At 45.4% G+C, this 19758-nt stretch carries 12 protein-coding genes and 1 tRNA gene; 7 read left to right on the forward strand and 6 right to left on the reverse strand.

Features of this window, described 5'->3' with window-relative positions; translation table 11 throughout:
- Nucleotides 1-72: 72 nt before the first annotated feature.
- The gene (locus BBC0122_RS05645; RefSeq protein ID WP_077992065.1) at nucleotides 73-846 is read right to left on the reverse strand and encodes an NAD kinase; all 774 of its coding nucleotides are present in this window, start codon (nucleotides 844-846) and stop codon (nucleotides 73-75) included.
- A 235-nt stretch (nucleotides 847-1081) separates the two neighbouring features.
- On the opposite strand from BBC0122_RS05645, the gene BBC0122_RS05650 reads away from it, so the two are divergent.
- The gene (locus tag BBC0122_RS05650) at nucleotides 1082-1465 is read left to right on the forward strand and encodes a DUF1090 domain-containing protein (RefSeq protein WP_077992067.1); all 384 of its coding nucleotides are present in this window, start codon (nucleotides 1082-1084) and stop codon (nucleotides 1463-1465) included.
- A gap of 712 nt (nucleotides 1466-2177) precedes the next feature.
- Nucleotides 2178-2254: transfer RNA gene (locus tag BBC0122_RS05660), tRNA-Arg, on the forward strand.
- 513 nt (nucleotides 2255-2767) lie between these two features.
- Here BBC0122_RS05660 and BBC0122_RS05665 read toward each other — a convergent pair.
- Nucleotides 2768-5533 (reverse strand): Rne/Rng family ribonuclease, encoded by a 2766-nt coding sequence (locus tag BBC0122_RS05665; protein ID WP_077992070.1) that lies wholly within the window; start codon nucleotides 5531-5533, stop codon nucleotides 2768-2770.
- 604 nt (nucleotides 5534-6137) lie between these two features.
- Between BBC0122_RS05665 and BBC0122_RS05670 the strand changes: the two genes are divergently transcribed.
- The 3 genes from BBC0122_RS05670 to prfB all read left to right on the forward strand — a co-directional run bounded on the left by BBC0122_RS05670 (nucleotide 6138) and on the right by prfB (nucleotide 11299).
- A complete protein-coding gene (locus BBC0122_RS05670; RefSeq protein WP_418214881.1) occupies nucleotides 6138-7373 on the forward strand; it encodes an N-acetylmuramoyl-L-alanine amidase in 1236 nt (411 codons plus the stop codon).
- 167 nt (nucleotides 7374-7540) lie between these two features.
- Nucleotides 7541-10012, forward strand: coding sequence for a penicillin-binding protein 1A (locus BBC0122_RS05675; protein WP_077992072.1), 2472 nt, complete (start codon nucleotides 7541-7543; stop codon nucleotides 10010-10012).
- Between the two features lie 158 nt (nucleotides 10013-10170).
- Nucleotides 10171-11299 (forward strand): peptide chain release factor 2 gene (prfB, locus tag BBC0122_RS05685; protein WP_149866643.1). Its coding sequence is split into 2 segments (ribosomal slippage): nucleotides 10171-10239 and nucleotides 10241-11299, totalling 1128 coding nucleotides; the frame shifts between segments, so codons are not numbered across the junction.
- Nucleotides 11300-11484: 185 nt separating this feature from the next.
- Here prfB and BBC0122_RS05690 read toward each other — a convergent pair.
- Nucleotides 11485-11706 (reverse strand): hypothetical protein, encoded by a 222-nt coding sequence (locus tag BBC0122_RS05690; protein WP_077992077.1) that lies wholly within the window; start codon nucleotides 11704-11706, stop codon nucleotides 11485-11487.
- 67 nt (nucleotides 11707-11773) lie between these two features.
- Complete coding sequence (gene bcp, locus BBC0122_RS05695) at nucleotides 11774-12244, reverse strand: thioredoxin-dependent thiol peroxidase (RefSeq protein WP_077994535.1); 471 nt, start codon at nucleotides 12242-12244, stop codon at nucleotides 11774-11776.
- A 156-nt stretch (nucleotides 12245-12400) separates the two neighbouring features.
- Here bcp and BBC0122_RS05700 point away from each other — a divergent pair, with 156 nt between their 5' ends.
- Complete coding sequence (locus tag BBC0122_RS05700) at nucleotides 12401-15826, forward strand: YhdP family protein (protein WP_077992079.1); 3426 nt, start codon at nucleotides 12401-12403, stop codon at nucleotides 15824-15826.
- Nucleotides 15827-16193: 367 nt separating this feature from the next.
- Here BBC0122_RS05700 and tyrS read toward each other — a convergent pair whose 3' ends face one another.
- Nucleotides 16194-17447: a tyrosine--tRNA ligase gene (gene tyrS / locus BBC0122_RS05705; protein ID WP_077992080.1), complete on the reverse strand. Its 1254-nt coding sequence runs from the start codon at nucleotides 17445-17447 to the stop codon at nucleotides 16194-16196.
- 111 nt (nucleotides 17448-17558) lie between these two features.
- On the opposite strand from tyrS, the gene BBC0122_RS05710 reads away from it, so the two are divergent.
- Nucleotides 17559-18686, forward strand: a complete 1128-nt coding sequence (locus tag BBC0122_RS05710) for an anhydro-N-acetylmuramic acid kinase (protein ID WP_077992082.1) — start codon at nucleotides 17559-17561, stop codon at nucleotides 18684-18686.
- Between the two features lie 277 nt (nucleotides 18687-18963).
- Here the strand turns inward: BBC0122_RS05710 and BBC0122_RS05715 are convergent, their stop codons facing one another.
- Complete coding sequence (locus BBC0122_RS05715; RefSeq protein ID WP_077992084.1) at nucleotides 18964-19638, reverse strand: alpha/beta hydrolase; 675 nt, start codon at nucleotides 19636-19638, stop codon at nucleotides 18964-18966.
- Nucleotides 19639-19758 lie beyond the last annotated feature (120 nt).

A 19758-nucleotide genomic window follows, 5' to 3' on the forward strand; every position in this document is an offset into this window, starting at 1 on the left:
AGGCGTTAAGGTGCAATCATAAAAAAGTCAACAAAAACCCTTGTTCGCCACGCGTTTTAACGTGTATTCTTCTTAATAACGGAATTGTTCGGATAATATACGCTCATCCCATGAATGGTTAGAATCAAATAAAATAGAGGCCTTAACGCCCTTTGCTAATGAAATAATTACCGAACTCACGGATTTTACTTCAACATTGTCTGCGGCAGCATTAACAGGTCGCTTATCCAATTCCAGCATATCAAAACGGACAGTCACAGAATTGGGCAACAGCGCACCATGCCAACGCCTTGGCCGGAACGGGCTAACCGGCGTGAGAGCCAGTAGCGGGGCAAGTAAAGGTAATATCGGCCCTTGTGCCGAAAGGTTATAAGCAGTCGAACCAGCCGGAGTTGCAACCATGACCCCGTCACAATTCAGTTCATCCATACGCACTTTGTCGTCAATACTGATTTTGATTTTGGCCGCCTGATATGATTGCCGGAACAGCGAGACTTCATTGATCGCCAATGCCTCGACATGGCCTTCACAGATCGAATCCGCTATCATTCTGAGAGGTTTTATATCTTCTTTGTGCGCTTTGGCGATGCGTTGCGGCAGATTTGCTATTCTATATTCGTTCATAAGAAAGCCGACCGACCCGCGATTCATTCCGTAAATGGGCTTTCCGGAATTCATGAAGTTACGTAAAACTTCCAGCATTGTTCCATCACCACCCAATACAACAATGACATCGGCTTCATCCACTGCCGATTGGCCATAACGGTCAATCAGAGCTTGCATCGAACTTTTTGCCTGTTCGGTTCTGGATGCAATAAAATGAAACCGCTCTATAGATTTATCCATAAAATTATTCCGCTTTTCCGGGAGCCTGGTCTCAGAAGAGTTTGAATTTGCAGGCCGCACATTGGGATTCAATATAAAAACAAAACATTGGATACTTAATCTGTAAAAACAGTTTTTTCAATCATTGACAATTTCTGCTGCCTTAGTTCATGAATAATGGCAAGTTCTTGTCATTCGTTCAGCAAATAATTGAAACGCAAGCCGAAAAGAAACGGTTACCCAAAAAGGTGAAGTGATGAAAACGAGACTTTGTTTGATTATACCTGTCGCACTTTTTTCTTTTTCTTATGCCTATGGAGAACCGGCTCTGAAAGGTTGTGCTGCAAAAAAACACAGCATCGAAACGCAAATCCAACATGCACGACAATATAACAATAAACATCAAATAAAGGGGTTGGAAAAAGCCCTTGAAGATAATATCGAAAATTGTGACGATAAGAAACTGGCGGCTGAACGCAAACAAAAAATAACAGAAAAAATGAACAAGGTTTCTGAAAGAGAAGCCGAACTGAATGAGGCGAAAGCACGCGGTGACGCGAAAAAAATATCCCGTAAAGCTGAAAAACTGGAAAAGGCAAAACAAGAGCTGAAAGCTGCGCAGGAAGAACTCGATCGTTAAAAAGGGTATTGTTCTCCCGATTTTAGTGTTTTGCGTTTTGTTATAGCGACATTTATCAAATTACCGGTGATCGTTCTGATGAGCGGTTAAAAAGGGCTGGCGAGGCCAAAAACACCACCAGAATAGTTTTCAAGGGTGTGCTTTAACTGCTGTTATGGTTGCTCATTTTGAGAATGCGGAATGTTGGTAGTTTGTCGTTCAAAACCAACTATTCGCCAGAATTTCGTTTGGTATTCGCTAAAATTCGGTTTGGTGGACCTTTTCAGCCTGACAAAATGACCGCATCCAAAGAAAATTTATCAAAAAGGTTTCAGCGTTTAGATTGTTCTATTGTGCAATTGATTGATATTCGATCCGAAATATGTTTCGGCGGCTTGATTGCTGCCGACAATTGCGACGCATGGTTATTCTCTCATTTGCAAAATTAAAATAGAAATGTGTTTGCGGCAAAAACTGTCATCACATTCTGAACAGGCGTGGCGCCACCTGATCTATGAGATGTGTTAATTGGAACGCGTTTTCTGAAATGGTGCAATGACGGTTTAAAGCATCTGTCGCACTACAAATAAAATGCCCTAAGGCGAAGCGAAAAATATTTTCAGTTTTTGATTTTTTTCACGTTATTAATACAAAAAGCATTTTCACCATTGAACCATTCATTCTGATCGGCTAGAAAACCTCAAAACAAACCGGGTTCTTGCAATCCGGATTTGCACCCGTAGCTCAGCTGGATAGAGCGCTGCCCTCCGAAGGCAGAGGTCAAGAGTTCGAATCTCTTCGGGTGCGCCAATATGGTATCTATTTCTTGAAAATATTCGATAAGCAGAGAGACGTTCGTTTAGCGCGAAGCAATTTCCGGTTGTTCCCGATATGTGAAATCAATCCGGAATTTTATAAAACCGCTTCTGATGTCACGATGATTTTTCAATGTTCGTGACAAGCAAATCGGCAATACGATTTGCTGCAGCATTCAGGACTTTTACGGTCTTGCAACTCTATCCAATAATATGGAAAAGGGAGGGAAGCCGAAAGAATTGCCTGAAATTTAAAAAAGAGCAGGCGCAAGACAGAAGATTTTATGTCTTCCCATAACCTTTCCAAAAATAACGATAAAAATTGCTGATAAAATAAAAGTCGGTTGTGCGATAAAGACTTTCGCGTTGATATTTTGTCAACAGCAGGATTGTAGAGAAAATTTTGGCTAACTTTTACAACAACAAAAAAGCCTCACAACGCCGTTATATTCCGGACTTTGTGAGGCTTGTTCGTGAGCGATGAAATAGGTATTTTCAAGTGAAACGCTTAGAAAAATCCTTTTCTTTGCCACCAACCAACACGTTTTGGCTTGTCTTCTTCATTTTTGTCAGAGGAGGTTACAACCGGTTCACTGGAAACCGTTTTTTCATTCCCGTCGGTTTTATTTTTTGATCGCGTTGTTTTGCGTCGAGATTTCTTGGCAGGTTTTTCCGCCTCAAGCGTTTCGGTGTCTGACGCTGTTTCGTCTGATTGTTCCTCGACTTTCGCTTTACGTGACCGTCTGGTTGTCTTCTTTGCAGGTTTTTCGACTTCTTCCGGCGGCACCTGTTCTTTCGTCGTCTCTACAGGGGTTGTCGCGTCGTCATTTAAAACAGCCTCAACAGTTTCAGCCGTTTTTGTTTTACGTTTGCGACCACGCGACGAGCGTTTTGGTGTTTCATCCGCTTCGTTAGTCTGAGACTTTGTCTCGCTATTTTTCTCTTGTGCAGTTTCTCCGGCTTCAACGAGCGTTTTCTTTGTCCGTCTCTTGCGGGGTTTAGCGGTTTCTTCCTGGTCTTTCTGGTCTTTATTGTCCTTCTGATCTATTTTCGGTTGTTCAGCAGGAATTTCGGGAACACTTTGTTCTTTTGCAACTACAGGCGTCACCTTGATTGCAATTTCTGTTGCAGAAAAGCCGACCGGTTCGGCAGCCGGTACACGACGTTGCCTTCTGGCGGCAATAACTTCGGCGAGCGCGCGTTCAGCAAATTCGCCAACCGGTTCCGCATAAGGAATTCTGCGACGTTCAAAATCGCCATCACGATAACGGCGGCCGCCACGGCGTCCACGACGGCGACGACGCCTGTTGTCGTCTTCGCTGCGCACTACGTCATCTTCATTACGGGTACGCTGGGCTTTCTCTTCATTGCGTTCGTTCGATTTGCCGCGGTTACGACGTTTGCGCCTCTGATTATTGTCGTTATTATTATCATCTTTTGTTTCATTATCGATTTCCGAAGTGTCTTCTTCGGCAATGATTTCATCTTCGCTATCATCAACCGGTGGCAATTGCGGAATAACCGCAGGTGTCCCTTCGGCCGCTGTTCCTTTATAAATCGCCAGATTTTGTGCACCGACTTCGTCATCAGCCTCGATATTGATTGTAAGACCGAACCGATGTTCCAAATCCGACAAAGCTTGCCGTTTGTGATTGAGCACATAGAGTGCCGTTGCGACCGATGTCCGAACAGTAATATTGAAATGCGGGTTACGTAACAGATATTCTTCTATTGACCGCAATACGTGGAGAGCCAATGACGAGTCGGAACGTATATAGCCTGTTCCATTGCAATGTGGACAAGGTTGCATTGTGCTTTCAAGAACAGAAGCACGAATGCGTTGGCGGCTCATTTCCATAAGTCCGAAATGCGAAATGCGCCCGACCTGAATGCGCGCCCGATCATCTTTCAGACAATCTTTGAGTTTTTTCTCGACCAACCGGTTGTTGCGCTTTTCTTCCATGTCAATGAAATCAATGACGACAAGTCCTGCAAGATCACGAAGTCGCAATTGTCGCGCTACTTCTTCGGCTGCTTCAAGGTTTGTTTGACAGGCGGTCTCTTCAATAGAATGTTCTTTGGTCGACCGACCGGAGTTTACGTCGATTGCAACAAGAGCTTCGGTCTGGTTGATAACAAGATAGCCGCCGGATTTAAGCGTTACTTCAGGCTGCAACATGGCATCAAGTTGCGCCTCGATACCATTATGGGCAAAAATCGGTAATTGTTCGCGATAAGGTTGAACGACTTTCGCATGGCTGGGCATCAACATGCGCATAAAGTCTTTGGCTTCTCTATAGCCATGCTCGCCTGAAACAAGAATTTCGCTGATGTCTTTGTTATAAAGATCGCGGATCGAGCGTTTGATAAGGCTACCTTCCTCGTAAACAAGGCAGGGCGCAACCGATTCAAGCGTCAGCGCGCGAACATTTTCCCAAAGACGCATCAAATATTCATAATCGCGCTTGATTTCTGCCTTTGTGCGGTTGGCTCCGGCAGTGCGCAAAATAACCCCCATACCTTTTGGTACGTGAAGGTCTTTGACGACATCTTTAAGACGTTTACGATCTTGAACATTTGTGATTTTGCGCGAAATGCCGCCACCGCGAGCAGTATTCGGCATAAGCACAGAATAACGACCCGCCAAGGACAAGTAGGTTGTCATGGCCGCACCTTTGTTGCCACGCTCTTCTTTCACAACCTGAACCAACAAAATCTGACGACGTTTAATAACTTCCTGAATTTTATATTGGCGACGGGGAGCACGCTCGCGAGCGGGAACCTCTTCCAAAGCGTCTTCAGCACCGACAAGCTCGACACTGTCTTCAGCATCTTCGCCCGCTGCCTGTTCAATGTCGTCAATCTCATCACCTGAATCGGCGACTATATCGCTCTCAATTTCAGCTTCAGCCGGTTTGACTTTCTTTCTGCGGTTGTTTCTGGAAGTTTTTTCGTTTTCCTGTTCGTCTTCATCGTCGACAAGAGCAGCTTTTTCTTCTTCCTCTAATAAAGCTTGCCGGTCAGCAACGGGAATTTGATAATAATCGGGATGAATTTCGGAAAACGCAAGAAAACCATGGCGATTACCGCCATATTCAACGAAAGCAGCTTGTAAAGACGGCTCCACCCGCGTTACACGGGCTAGATAAATGTTTCCCTTGAGAAGTTTTTTGTGTTCGGATTCAAAATCGAATTCTTCAATACGATTGCCACGAACAACAACAACGCGAGTTTCCTCCGGGTGGGAGGCATCGATAAGCATTTTGTTTGACATTATAGAAAATCCTGCAGGCGACACGTATAATAGAGCCGATGAGAGACCTTGAAAGTCTCTTGGGAGGCAAAAAATACTGTCTGCCGATGAATAGAAGCTTTGCCAACGAACTATAGTAAGAGTGGGCGCGCATATTCCAGCTTGCATGTGCCGCTATTGAAATAACTTCCACTATCAGTTTTGTTTGACTCATATCCAGCGAGTCTCCGGCAAAACGTTTTTGAAATAGTCCGGATAACCGAACCAGCGAAACTTAACTGTTACAAGCCCGTTTCCAATACATTCAGTCTATGACAAAATGATATAGAACGCCCGGCGCTTATAGACTTCTTGGAAGGAAAATTATTTGCATGAACTGACTAAAAGAACGTTCATCCATTTTTTCCTGACCATTCAAGACATTTACGCTTTTAAGTCGATATTGTGTCCAACACAAGTAACTTTATAGGGACACATAACTTATCCCTTGAAAAACATGATTTTGGCGGTTTATCTGCATCTTTTGCAAACAATAGTGGCACAATCTTAAAATTGCCAAATAGCCGCATTACTGTTCGACCCGTTTTTGGGGGCAAAAGCGAAAAGAAACGAGGATTGTTTAGCAATGAATCAACAAAGACAGCGATCGGGGTTCATTGCTGTAAGAGGAAATGGGAGAGGGGTTCTTTTTCTCATCGCCTTGTTGATGTGTTTTTCCGGTTTTATCAATTCCGGTATTGCTGCACCGGCAAAACTGGAGCTTATCAACATAAGGGCGATCGGAGACAATACACGCACACGCCTCATTGCGGTATTCTCTGCCAATCCTGCCTATTCGCTCCAATTTCTCGACCATCCGAACCGTCTTGTAATCAACCTTCCGGTTGTCGATTTTTCTTCGCAGAAACAAAAGCCTTTAAACTTCGGTATGGTTTCCGATTTGCGCTACGGCTCGTCCGGTCCGGTGTCGTCGAGAATTATCCTGACCACAACAGCACCATTTTCTGTCGAAAAAAACAGCATTGAACAGCTCGATAGCGGACTTTGGCAACTTGTTATCGATCTCGTCAAAGATAATGAGCAAAATTTCAAAAAGCTGGTGAATAGCGGGATTGCTGAAAATGCACAGACAGCCGGAAACCGGACAATCGCACAAAAACCTTTCCGCATTGTGATTGATGCCGGACATGGCGGAATTGATAGTGGTGCGGAGAGCATTTCGGGGGTGTTGGAAAAAAATGTGACTTTGGCATTTGCCAGATCGTTACGTGATGAACTTGAAAAAAATGTCAATCTTGAAGTTTTTTTGACGCGTGATTCCGACGTTTTTCTCAGACTGAACGAACGTGTGCAAAAAGCGCGAAGTTATGGAGCAGATCTTTTTGTTTCTATTCATGCAGACACAATCAACATGACGGCAATGCGCGGTGCAACAGTCTATACGATTTCCGATCAGGCTTCGGACGATATCGCTAAAGCTTTAGCCGATCGTGAAAACAAAGCCGATCTTGTGGACGGATTGCCACCCGATGAATCGCCAGAAGTTACGGATATTCTGATTGATCTGGCGCGCAGAGAAACGCTTTCGTTTTCGGTAAATTTCGCCGACAGGGTTATTTCATGCCTTGAGCAAAATAATATAAATCTCATAAAAAATCCGCATCGCTATGCCGGTTTTCAGGTTTTGAAAGCACCCGATATTCCTTCGGTCCTCGTAGAGATCGGATATTTGTCGAACAGGGAAGATGAAAAGCTGATTACCGATCCGCTTTGGCGCAGACGCGCTGCAACCGCGATTGCAAATGCAGTGCAACAATTCGCCAATTATCGCAACCGCAACGGAAATAATCCACAACCATGAGAAAAATGCTTGAGAAAAACTGCTACGATAGTCTTAACTTTGACATTAAAATACTAAATATTGCAATTTAGCCTTGTTTCTATCGCAATTCCGGTGCACACGCAACGAGGCTCAGCAGTGAATGTCTCGCATTGTGCGAGTTCGGGAGAAAGCGACATCCGGGTATTATGATGAAGTTTTTTAATTTTTTTCTTGCCGCCGGAGTTGCTTGCGGCATGGGTATAACCTTGATCGGGTCGGCAGCCGCTGTGAACCAACAGCAAGATGATGAACTTCCCGATTATCAGGTGCTTGCCGATTATGAACCTCCGGTGATGACACGCATTCACGCCGCCGATGGTGGCCTTATGGCCGAGTTTGCAACCAATCGCCGTCTTTATTTGCCAATCCAGTCTGTTCCCGATCTGGTCAAATCGGCATTTATTTCGGCAGAAGACAAAAACTTCTATACCCACTTCGGACTTGATCCGGAAGGACTTGCCCGCGCAATGGTGAGCAATTTCAAGAATATCGGTTCCGGGCGCAGGCCGGAGGGGGCATCAACCATCACGCAACAGGTGGCAAAGAATTTTTTATTGAGTTCCGATGCGACGATGGAACGCAAAATCAAAGAAGCAATTCTGGCTATGCGTATCGAGCGCGCCTATTCTAAGGATCGCATCCTCGAACTCTATCTGAATGAAATCTATCTGGGGCGGGGCGCCTACGGGATTGCTGCTGCGGCTTTAACATATTTCAATAAGTCCGTGAATGAACTGACCTTGGAGGAATGCGCCTATCTTGCATCTCTTCCGAAGGGGCCAAGCAACTATGATCCATTCAAACATACACAACGCGCGCTTGATCGGCGCAATTGGGTGATCGACCGGATGGTCGAAAATGGCTATGCAACGCAAATGCAGGGTGAACAAGCGAAATTGAAGCCGCTCGGGGTTACTCTGCGGGGCGACGACACCTATATTTTTGCCGCTGACTATTTTACTGAAGAAGTTCGCCGCCAATTGATAAATCGCTATGGGTCGAAGGCACTTTACGAGGGTGGATTATCGGTTCGCACAACACTTGATCCGAATTTGCAAGTTATGGCGCGTCGTGCTTTGCAGGATGGCCTTGTCAAATATGACCAGAATCACGGTTGGCGCGGTGCTTATAAACATATTGATATTTCGGACGACTGGGGTGTTGCACTCGGCGAGGTGAGTGGTTTTAGCGACGTTCCGGAATGGCGTTTGGCTGTCGTATTGGCTGTGTCTGCTGACAAAGTAAAAATCGGTTTACAGCCGAAACGTGAAGTTTCGGGTGCACTTTCGGCGGAGCGTGACGTTGCCACAATCAACGCCAGCGATATGCGTTGGGCTTATCGCATGGTCGGTAGGAATGACCGCCGTTCATCTGCTTCAAGCCCGTCAGGGGTTTTGCAAGTGGGTGATGTCGTCTTTGTCGAGAAAAAAGCGGGGAACGATGGCAGCTATTTGTTACGTCAACCGCCTAAAATCGAAGGGGCTATGGTGGTCATGGAACCACGCACCGGCCGCGTTCTTGCTATGGTCGGCGGGTTTTCATTTGCTGAATCGGAATTTAACCGTGCAACACAAGCTTACAGGCAACCCGGCTCCTCGTTCAAACCGTTTGTATATGCGGCGGCACTGGATAATGGCTATACGCCTGCGTCTGTTGTTCTTGACGGCCCTGTCGAGATCAAACAGCCGAATGGGGAAGTTTGGCGACCGAAAAACTATGGCGGTACTTTTGCCGGACCTTCCACATTGCGCTATGGCATCGAACATTCGCGTAATTTGATGACTGTACGATTGGCAAATGATCTTGGAATGCCGATTGTCTCTGAATATGCGGAACGTTTCGGCATTTATGACAAATTGCAACCCTACCTGCCAATGGCCTTGGGAGCGGGTGAAACGACAGTTTTGCGTATGGTGACGGCCTATTCGGTTATTGCAAATGGCGGACGTTCGATTTCGCCTTCTTTAATAGACCGGATTCAAGACCGTTACGGTAAAACGATTTACCGGCACGATCAGCGTAAATGTGAAGGCTGCAATGTCAAGGCATGGGATAACCAACCCGAACCGACGCTCGTCGACGAACGCGATCAGGTTCTCGATCCGATGACGGCCTATCAGATTACATCTATGATGGAAGGCGTTGTGCAACGCGGTACGGCTGCACGTCTTGCTTATCTCAACCGGCATATCGCCGGTAAGACAGGAACAACCAATGACTCGAAAGATGCCTGGTTTATGGGCTTTACACCCAATATCGTAGTTGGTGTTTTTATCGGATATGACCAGCCTGCAACCTTGGGATATGGCGGTACAGGTAGTTCTCTCGCGGTTCCGGTTTTTGGAGAATTCATGGAAAATGCCATGAAGGGTGTACCGGATGTCGATTTCAAGATACCCGACGGGATGACGCAGATTGCAATAGATCGAAAGACCGGCATGCGTGCAGAACCGGGAAACAGCAATGTTATCGTTGAAGCTTTCAAGCCCGGAACCGGACCGGCCGACGTTTATCAGGTTATTGGCGGGTCAACTTCGTTCAAGGAAGGAGTGCCGGTAGCACCAACTTCACCGCAAGTGAATAAAGCAATCCAGAGTGGTGCCGGCGGTCTCTATTGATCTTCGGTTTTTGACAAAAACTCGCGATGTGAATATTGCAACAGAATTGCCAGTTGATAAAAGGCCTTTTGACAGATCACTTCAAATTTGCCAAAAGCGTGAAAAACGATCATTTCAACAAACATAAAAGACGAAAAAATCGGGAAAAATAAATCATTATGCGTGCAGAAATCGAAACTTTGGTCGAAGAAATCAAGCAGGCTATAGGCCTGCTGAGGAGGCATCTTTGACTGGGATCAGTCAGTAAAACGTTTGGAATACCTCAATGAAAAAGCCGAAGATCCGAGCCTTTGGGATGATGCAGCCAAAGCACAAGAAATGATGCGCGAGCGTCAGCGGCTGGATGATGGAATCAACAATATCAAACATCTGACGCAGACGCTCGATGATAGTGTCGAACTCATTGCAATGGGCGAAGAAGAAGGTGATGAAGACATTATCCGGGATGCCGAAGCGTCAATTCATGCATTGAAAAGCGAGCTTGATAAACGGCAGATTGAAATGCTCTTATCAGGCGAGGTTGATGGCAACGACACTTATCTTGAAATTCACGCCGGTGCTGGTGGTACTGAAAGTCAGGACTGGGCTTCAATGCTGCTTCGCATGTATACGAGATGGGCTGAAAAACATTCCATGAAAGTCGAGGTGCTTGAAGTCCACGATGGCGAAGAAGCAGGCATAAAATCAGCGACAATACTTGTGAAGGGACATAATGCCTATGGCATGTTGAAGACCGAGTCGGGTGTGCATCGTCTGGTGCGTATTTCCCCTTACGACTCGAATGCAAGACGCCATACATCTTTTGCCAGTGTTTGGGTCTATCCGGTTATTGATGACAATATTGAAGTGGATGTATCGGAAGCGGATGTGCGAATTGATACCTATCGGGCATCGGGCGCAGGTGGACAGCATATCAATACCACCGACTCTGCGGTGAGAATTACGCACTTGAAAACCGGTATTGTTGTTCAATGTCAGGCAGAACGGTCGCAGCATAAAAACCGCGCTACAGCTTGGGCAATGTTGAGAGCGCGTTTATATGAAGAGGAGCTGAAACGCAGAGAAGACGAAGTGAATGCTCTGGAGGCGTCCAAAACAGAAATCGGTTGGGGACACCAAATCCGTTCTTACGTCTTGCAGCCTTACCAGTTGGTCAAAGATCTGCGCACCGGCGTTGAAAACACTGACCCGCAAGCGGTACTTGATGGCGATCTCGACGAATTTATGGAAGCAGCACTTGCCCAAAAGATCAAGGGCGGTGTCGAACATGTGGAAGACGTCACCTGACGTCTTCTCTTTTTTATGCTGAACTTGATGGAAAATCTGTAAACCCCGAAATCGTGACGATGCCTATCGGGGAAAATCAGGATTTGCCCTTAACACTTGGGTTTACAGGCAATGGGGAGGGGGGCAAAACTTCAAATTGCTTACGTTGTTCAAAACTGAACGGCCGACAATGTTTTTTTGGGCTATTAACTGCGGGGGCCGGTAATGATCGGGTCAATACCCGCATCCGGTTTGAACACAATGTTCTCGGTTTTTGGCGCCGACATTTTCGGTAACGCGGGAAGCGTTTGATGAATAGCCGGTCCCGAACTTATGTTTACATTTGTGGTGTCTTTGGCAATCGTAGCGGATACAATCCCTGTAACGAAAACTGATGATAAAACCAGAATTTTTGTCAGATATTTCATTTTGCCATATGCCCTTTATGGCAACTATTTGCGCACCAAAAAGTTAACAAATCCCTAACAGGCAAATTCATGCGATAGCTTTGGCACTATCAAGAACAGCTTTTGCGTGACCGGGAACTTTTACCTTTCGCCAGATTTCAACAATCTTGCCGTTTTTATCAATGAGAAAAGTGCTTCTCTCAACTCCCATATATTTCCGTCCATACATCGACTTTTCCACCCATACGCCATAGGCGTTAAGCGTTGTTTTTTCTTCGTCGGATACCAGAATAAGGTCGAGATCGTGTTTCGATTTGAATTTATCGTGTTTTTCAGGTTTATCGGGCGACATTCCGATAATCGTAACGCCGATTTTGTCAAATTCGGGTTTCAACTCTGTAAAATCATGTGCTTCCAACGTGCAGCCGCTTGTGTCATCTTTAGGATAGAAATACAGAACAACAGGATGTCCGCGAAGACCGGACAGGGTTTGTATCTTTCCGCTATCGCGCGGCAACTTGAAATCGGGGGCAATATCGCCTTTTTCCAACGTGGTCATTCTATAACCTTTCTTCATAGAAGCTTTCTTCTGGGAGAAGATGTAAAATTACATTATAAAACTCATGAATCAACATTAATCGGTGCTATAACGAGTCACAGATTATTCATTCTACACCGTTCAATGTAGCGAGCGAAAAACAGGATTGGTTGTGATTTGACAGGTCCACATGAAGAGATTCGCTTTAAAAAAAGCGAGATAAAAAGCCTCGACCAGTTTCCTTCGTCTCGCCATGGAGACGGAGTGAAAGTCGATACCCCACGCCAACGTAAAAAATTATTGAAACGCTGTTTTCACATCATCCTATGGGCGGCTTTTATAGTCATCGTAATGCTGGGCTTGATATTCTCGCTTTTGAAAGTTGGCATTAGCGGCCAATATCTGACACAAAAAATGCAGGCGACATTGTCCCAGCAACTGGGTGATTATGCGCATGTCAAAATAAATGATGCACGACTATCTTTGGATGAAGATTATCATCTGGCACTTGAGACACAGAATGTTATGCTGGACGATATAAAGGATGGCGTAAAGGTAGACCAGATCGGAGTGTTTCGCGTCGGTTTTTCATCCTGGGGATTGCTCTTGGGCAAGCTACAGATAGCACAGATCGAACTACATGATGCGAATGTGCTGTTACCTCAGTCACAAGGTCCGGGGTTTTTGGCACAGTTACCGAAAGATTCCTATGGTCGGGTTGATCCTGATGCAACCGCCAATATTCTATTTCCCGCTTTTGACGCGAGCGCCGATAAATTACGTTCAATGTCAATCAATGTTCTGGTATTGAAAAATATTTCTCTGCGTATGCCGGGAACAGATGGCACGATTTTAGGAATAAAAAATCTCGATTTGCGCATGAGGTGGAAAACGGCCACGCTGTTGTCGGCCTTGACGTGGAATGGTCAGGAAATAGATCTTGAAGCAAATGCAAATTATATCGACCGACATGCACGGGATATTACACTTGACGTTAAATCACTTCCGCTACATTTGGGGGCTGCCGACGATGTTTCACCATTCTTACCAAATGGCCATACGAATAACGGGCATTTCAGATTAAAAGGCAAAGCCGATCTGACAGTCGAGGCTCATCGCACCAGTATCGACGAGGAACCGGTTGTGCGCACGCAACTTGCCATGTCCGAAGGGGTTATGGATTTCGGCACCGAACAGAATATTCCATCGAAGTTCAATCTCAACCTGCTGCACATGCCCCACAGCAACAAGATCGAATTCGAACCGTCACTGCTACAGATTGGCGGATTGGTCATTCCCTTTAACGGGGCTATCGGGTTAACACCGGCCAATGCCGAAACGGATAGACCGGTGAATGATTACCGTTTTGAAATTGTAGCACAACACGCGGTTAGTGCTTCAAACGAGGTGCCGGATATAGCACTCCGCTTTGAAATGAAGCTTGCAGGCCAATTCAACAGTGCCGATAAAAAAGCCATTATGGATGAAATTACCGTCAACACTCCGCATGGTAATTTGATGGGGCAGGGCAGCCTGAAATTCGGTACAGGGTCTCCGGAAACGATTTTTGTTCTCCATGTTCCACAAATGGACGTTGCAGAAGCCAAACAATTGTGGCCGGTCAATATTTCTCCGGGTGCAAGAAGATGGGTTGTGTCGCATATTTTTGGTGGTCAATTAAAAAATGGTTCGATTGAAATAGCCCTACCACAAGGCTATTTCCAATCGGGTATTCCGGCAGGCACACTTTCCGGCAATGAAGTCAAGATCAGAACCGATATTGTCAATACGCGTTCGGACCTCGTTGGTGATTTGCCTGCTTTACGCGATGCTTCCGGCAATGTTGCGGTTGACGGTATGACGACGACAATAACGCTTGATAGCGGTGCCAGTTATCTTTCCGAAGGTCGTAAGATCGAAGCTGTCGAAGGAACTATGGTAATACCATGGGGGCCACAGCGGCCTGTCTTTGCCGATATGGACTTGACTGCACGGGGTGAGATAAATGCTGCCGGAGAGATGATCGGATATTCGCCTATAAATGCCCGTCATCGTCTGCCTTTCAATTCCGATCATGCGCAAGGTAATGTCGAGGCGGAAATCAAGCTCAGATTTCCGGTAACACGAGACAATCCGCGTGGAGAAATAACTTACAGTGCACATGTCAACTTCAGTGATTTTTCCGTTCCTGATCCTATCGAAAACAACTCCGTCAGCAATGCGTCAGGTACTGCCGATGTCGATAAATCGGGAATTGTTCTGGAAGCTAACGGCTTACTGAACGAGTTTCCTGCGCAAATAAAGCTCGTTCAACCTTTCGAGAATTCCGGCTTGCAAAAAAGTGAGAAAATCACGCTTAATATCGACGATACAATTCGGGCGAAACACTTTGCTTTTCTCAATAACTTCCTTTCAGGCCCTGTGGCTGTCGAAATTGGACAGGATAATAATGGAAAGCGTCATTTTAACGCCGATCTGACAAATGCCGATCTTGAATTTTCGTGGGCAGGCTGGAAAAAAGGGAAAGGCATGGCCGCTCATGCGCAATTCGATATGCCTTCAAACATAAAAGATAAACCGGATTACTCGATTGAAAACTTTGCTTTGTCGGGGCAAAATCTCGATGTAGCGGGTCAAATCCATATCAAGGATAAGCAATTTTTCGGTGCGGAATTTTCCAAAGCTAATTTAAGCCGAAATGACGATTTGGCATTGAAAGTGATAAGTTCCGGAAAATCCTATCATATCGAGGCTACAGGCAAGAGCTTTGACGGACGCGCACTCATTCAACAACTTGGAAAAACAACAAAAAACAATGCAAATGATAAAACCGCAATTTCCTTGCATGCCTCTATCGGAAATCTTGCAGGTTTTTATGGTGAAGAGTTGACAAATGTAAATGCAACTTACGAGATAACAGAACAGAAAGCTGTGCAATTTTCACTAAGCGGTTCAACGCATAGTCGCCAGTCAATCAATGTAGAGACACAAAAGAGTCAAGGTCGCCAGACTGTCAGCGCAAGAAGCAACGATGCGGGTGCGCTCATGCGGTTCATGAATTATTACGACAAAATTCGCGGCGGTGTCTTGAAAGCCGATTTGAATTCATCATCCGGTCAACCGCTGTCAGGCCGCGTTAGTATAAGAAATTTCGAGGTTGTTGATGAACCGCGACTTGCGACGATTGTTTCATCTCGTCCAAGTGGAGGTGGAAAAAGCTTGAACGAAGCCGTGAGGGGTAAAATTAACAGCTCAAGCGTCGGTTTTGATCTGGCCTATGCCCATATCGGGAAAGGTGATAATTATCTTGTACTTGATCGGGGTGTTTTGCGCGGGCCGACAGTCGGGGCAACATTTCAGGGTGTTCTTTATGATGTTTCGGGAAATATGTCGATTACCGGAACTTTCATGCCTGCCTATGGTTTAAACCGCCTCTTCGGTGATTTGCCAATCATAGGACAAGTTTTGGGGAACGGGCGCGATCGTGGCTTGATAGGGATTACATTTAAAATCGAGGGCAACGCAAAACACCCGCAAGTCATGGTTAATCCGATTTCGGTTATTGCTCCGGGTATCTTCCGGTCAATCTTCGAGTTTCAATAAACCCGCTATATGACAGCCACGATCGACAAAGATAGGGTTGGTTTTCATTCACTTGCCGATGAGCTGATGTTCAAGGGTTTCCGTGCGATGCCAGTTTCTTCCAGTTTGCGTTTCATTTGATAAACTCAACTCGGCTGAGTAACCGAAAATAATTTATCTATGCCAGCGAGAAGGCGCGTTTGTCTGTGAGTTAGACGCGAAGGTGCGATCTATCGTCACCAGCTTTCGGGAAAAGTTTTTGCCAATATCACGGGACTGTTATGACCGACATCCATTTGTTGCAAAGCCGGATTTGCAACAAATTGAGGTAATCTGAAATTTTCTGCACAAAGCCCGTAAACGGAAGCAGTTTATATTTTGTTCGGGGTTACGATGGTGTCACGAGGACGTGTTTCTTTTTTCCGAAAGACAATTTTATAACGCCGTCGGCATTAACATCATTTTCGGTTATGGAACGCTTCTCATCTTCGACCAATACGTCGTTGACACGTATGCCACCACCTTGCACGTGACGCCGCGCCTCACCGTTCGATTTGGCAAAGCCTGCTTTAACCAACAATGTCAAAAGGCCCACTCCGGCTTTAAGTTCGTCCGATGAAACCTTGATTTTCGGAAGGTCATGACTGACCTCACCTTCTTCAAAAGTTTTGCGGGCTGTTTCGGCGGCCTTTTCTGCTGCTTCGCGGCCATGCAGCATGGCCGTGATTTCTGTTGCCAGAATTTTTTTCACATCGTTGATTTCCGAACCTTGTAGCGCCGAAAGGCGATTTATTTCGTCCATAGGCAAGGTCGTGTAGAGCTTCAGAAAACGTGAAACGTCGGCGTCTTCTGTATTGCGCCAATATTGCCAGAAGTCGTAAGGAGAAAGCATTTCCGCATTGAGCCAAAGAGCACCGTTCAGCGATTTTCCCATTTTTGCGCCGGAGGCTGTCGTCAATAATGGTGAGGTCAATGCAAAAAGCTGTGGTGTGTCCATACGGTGTCCGAGATCAATACCGTTGACGATGTTTCCCCATTGATCCGAACCGCCCATCTGCATACGCAAGCCGAACCGTTTATTGAGTTCGACAAAATCATAGGCTTGCAAGATCATATAATTGAATTCGAGAAATGAAAGGGAATGCTCTCTATCCATCCGCAATTTGACCGAATCAAAGGAAAGCATTTTGTTGACCGAGAAAAAACGGCCGACATCGCGCAAAAATTCTATATAGTTCAAATCCCTCAGCCAATCGGCATTGTTGACCATGATTGCATCTGTGGCACCATCACCGAATTTTATATAATTCGAGAAAACTTTTTTGATACCTGCGATATTGGAGTCAATTTTATCAACAGTGAGTAATTTGCGCGCCTCGTCTTTGAAAGACGGGTCTCCGATCATTCCGGTTCCCCCTCCCATCAGAGCTATGGGGCGATGGCCTGTTTGTTGCAACCAGTGAAGCATCATAATCTGGATCAGGCTGCCTGCATGAAGACTTGCGGCTGTTGGATCAAATCCGATATAACCGGTTACAACTTCTTTCGACAACAGGTCGTCGAGACCTTTTTCGTCGGACATTTGGTGAATAAAACCACGCTCGCTCATAACATTGAGGAAATCGGATTTAAAAGCGGACATCAGATTTTTTCCTAAAAAAAGTCATGCATAGAAAACAATATTCAACTGTTTTGAGGGCTTTATCATAAAATAGATGTGATTCACAAGGAAACACGCTACGGGAAACTTAATATGCGCGCGACAAAAACGGCCATTGGCCTTATGAGCGGAACGTCGATGGATGGAATTGATGCGGCTGTGCTTGTAAGCGATGGCGAAAACGAAATAAAAATTATCGGCCATTTGTCGAGTCAATATGACACAAATTTTCGCAAACGGTTGAAAGAAATACTGGATGATGTAACCGAAGTGAAGAGCCGAGACGAACTCCCTGTGGCTGCTTTGACTATCGAGCGCGAATTGACACTTAGACATGCAGATATTGTCAAAAAATTACTCAAGAAATATGGAATGCTGCCAGCCGATGTAAATCTTGTCGGTTTTCACGGACAAACTATTCTGCATAAGCCGGAAAGCGGACTGACTATCCAATTGGGTGATGGAAAGCTTCTCGCTCAAAACTGTGGTATTGACGTGATTTTCGATCTCCGCTCGAATGATATGAAGCATGGCGGGCAAGGAGCACCGCTTGTGCCGGTTTACCATCGTGCTTTGATAAAGAAAATGAAGGGTAAGATCGATTTTCCGGTTGCATTCGTCAATATTGGCGGAATTTCCAACCTGACTTTCATAGGTAAAAATGACGAACTTTATGCTTTTGATTGCGGGCCGGGAAATGTTTTGATTGACCAGTGGATGTCTTTGAGGAGAGATAAACCATACGACCGTAATGGCGAAGCCGGTCTTCACGGAACGATAATCGAACCGATCGTCGAAGCATATCGTCATCACCCGTTTTTCAATGAAAAAAAGTCCGGTTCTCTTGATTGGCGCAGTTTTGAACCCTTGTCTGACAACACAATATCTGTCGAAGATGGTGCAGCAACACTGAGTTTCATTACAGCTTATGGAATTGTCAATTCATTCAGGCATCTCCCTATATTGCCGAAAACACTCGTGGTGTCAGGTGGTGGTGCATATAACCATGCTATTATGGCGTCATTGGAAAGCCTCGCTAAAGAATACGACATTGTCACATTAACTGCGCAATCATTAAATCTATCTTCGGATTTTATCGAAGCGGAAGCGTGGGCCTATCTTGCAATCAGATCGAGTTACGGTTTGCCGATTACTTTTCCGACGACAACAGGATGCTCGTCACCACAGTCGGGTGGTGTGTTGGCAAAGCACGGGTTTTGATTGTGAGGGAAAATCAAGTGGTTAAGTCAATTCAAAAAAATAACCACGGAAGCGACGATTTCTATCTTTGAATAGCTTTAACATCATTTTCATTAATCAAAATTTTTCTCGCCGTTTTCGGTATATTGTAAATCCGTTTTCAGGTGTATTGTTTGGTTCGTTTTGAACGCGTCTATTTTTCAAATTCTGAAAACAAAAAATAAAAATAAACCCTTGCGAGTGTTTCGCAAGGGCCGCTACCTTCAAAGTTTCAACAAACTTTCTGAAATGCGGAGTTTTAACGCAGGCGCTTCATACGCGGTTCGGACAATTCACCATTAAGACGACGGTCGAGGTAGTTGGCGCAATCGTCGATAAGCTCGTCAACCTGACCGGCAAAAAAGTGGTTTGCACCTTCAATAATCTGCTGGGTAATTGTAATGCCTTTTTGTGTTTTGAGCTTGTCGACAAGCCCTTGAACATCTTTAGCCGGCGCTACCCGATCAGCATCTCCATGAATGATAAGGCCTGACGACGGGCAGGGGGCAAGAAACGAAAAGTCATAAATATTCGGTTGTGGCGCAACCGATATGAAACCTTCAATTTCCGGTCGACGCATCAAAAGTTGCATCCCGATCCATGCGCCGAATGAATAACCGGCTACCCAGCAATTTTTTGAATCCGGATGCAAGGCTTGCACCCAGTCCAACGCGGCAGCCGCGTCGGATAATTCCCCCGCACCATGGTCGAACTCACCTTGGCTGCGACCGATACTGCGGAAATTGAAACGCAATGTGGTAAAACCGCGTTGTTGGAACATATAAAACAAGTCGTAAACGATCTTGTTATTCATTGTTCCGCCGAACTGTGGATGTGGATGAAGAACAATAGCTATAGGAGCATTTTTTTCCGGTGAGGGTTGATAACGACCTTCAAGGCGACCCGCGGGACCATTGAAAATGACTTCAGGCATCAAGCACTCCTTATTATACCGGTTGGAAAGCCCATCATTAGACAAATGGATATAATCAGCTTCCAACCGTTTTGAATGTTAAAAAAATATCTGAAGATTAGATAGTCTGTTATGGGTGCA

The organism is Ditibartonella choladocola, assembly GCF_002007565.1.
GTDB classification, from domain to species: Bacteria; Pseudomonadota; Alphaproteobacteria; order Rhizobiales; family Rhizobiaceae; genus Bartonella; species Bartonella choladocola.

Bases quoted from the DNA above. Each gene is read 5' to 3' on its own strand.
- BBC0122_RS05645 (WP_077992065.1), bottom strand. From the start codon at position 846: ATGGATAAATCTATAGAGCGGTTTCATTTTATTGCATCCAGAACCGAA.
- BBC0122_RS05650 (WP_077992067.1), top strand. From the start codon at position 1,082: ATGAAAACGAGACTTTGTTTGATTATACCTGTCGCACTTTTTTCTTTT.
- BBC0122_RS05665 (WP_077992070.1), bottom strand. From the start codon at position 5,533: ATGTCAAACAAAATGCTTATCGATGCCTCCCACCCGGAGGAAACTCGC.
- BBC0122_RS05670 (WP_418214881.1), top strand. From the start codon at position 6,138: ATGAATCAACAAAGACAGCGATCGGGGTTCATTGCTGTAAGAGGAAAT.
- BBC0122_RS05675 (WP_077992072.1), top strand. From the start codon at position 7,541: ATGATGAAGTTTTTTAATTTTTTTCTTGCCGCCGGAGTTGCTTGCGGC.
- BBC0122_RS05690 (WP_077992077.1), bottom strand. From the start codon at position 11,706: ATGAAATATCTGACAAAAATTCTGGTTTTATCATCAGTTTTCGTTACA.
- bcp (WP_077994535.1), bottom strand. From the start codon at position 12,244: ATGACCACGTTGGAAAAAGGCGATATTGCCCCCGATTTCAAGTTGCCG.
- tyrS (WP_077992080.1), bottom strand. From the start codon at position 17,447: ATGTCCGCTTTTAAATCCGATTTCCTCAATGTTATGAGCGAGCGTGGT.
- BBC0122_RS05710 (WP_077992082.1), top strand. From the start codon at position 17,559: ATGCGCGCGACAAAAACGGCCATTGGCCTTATGAGCGGAACGTCGATG.
- BBC0122_RS05715 (WP_077992084.1), bottom strand. From the start codon at position 19,638: ATGCCTGAAGTCATTTTCAATGGTCCCGCGGGTCGCCTTGAAGGTCGT.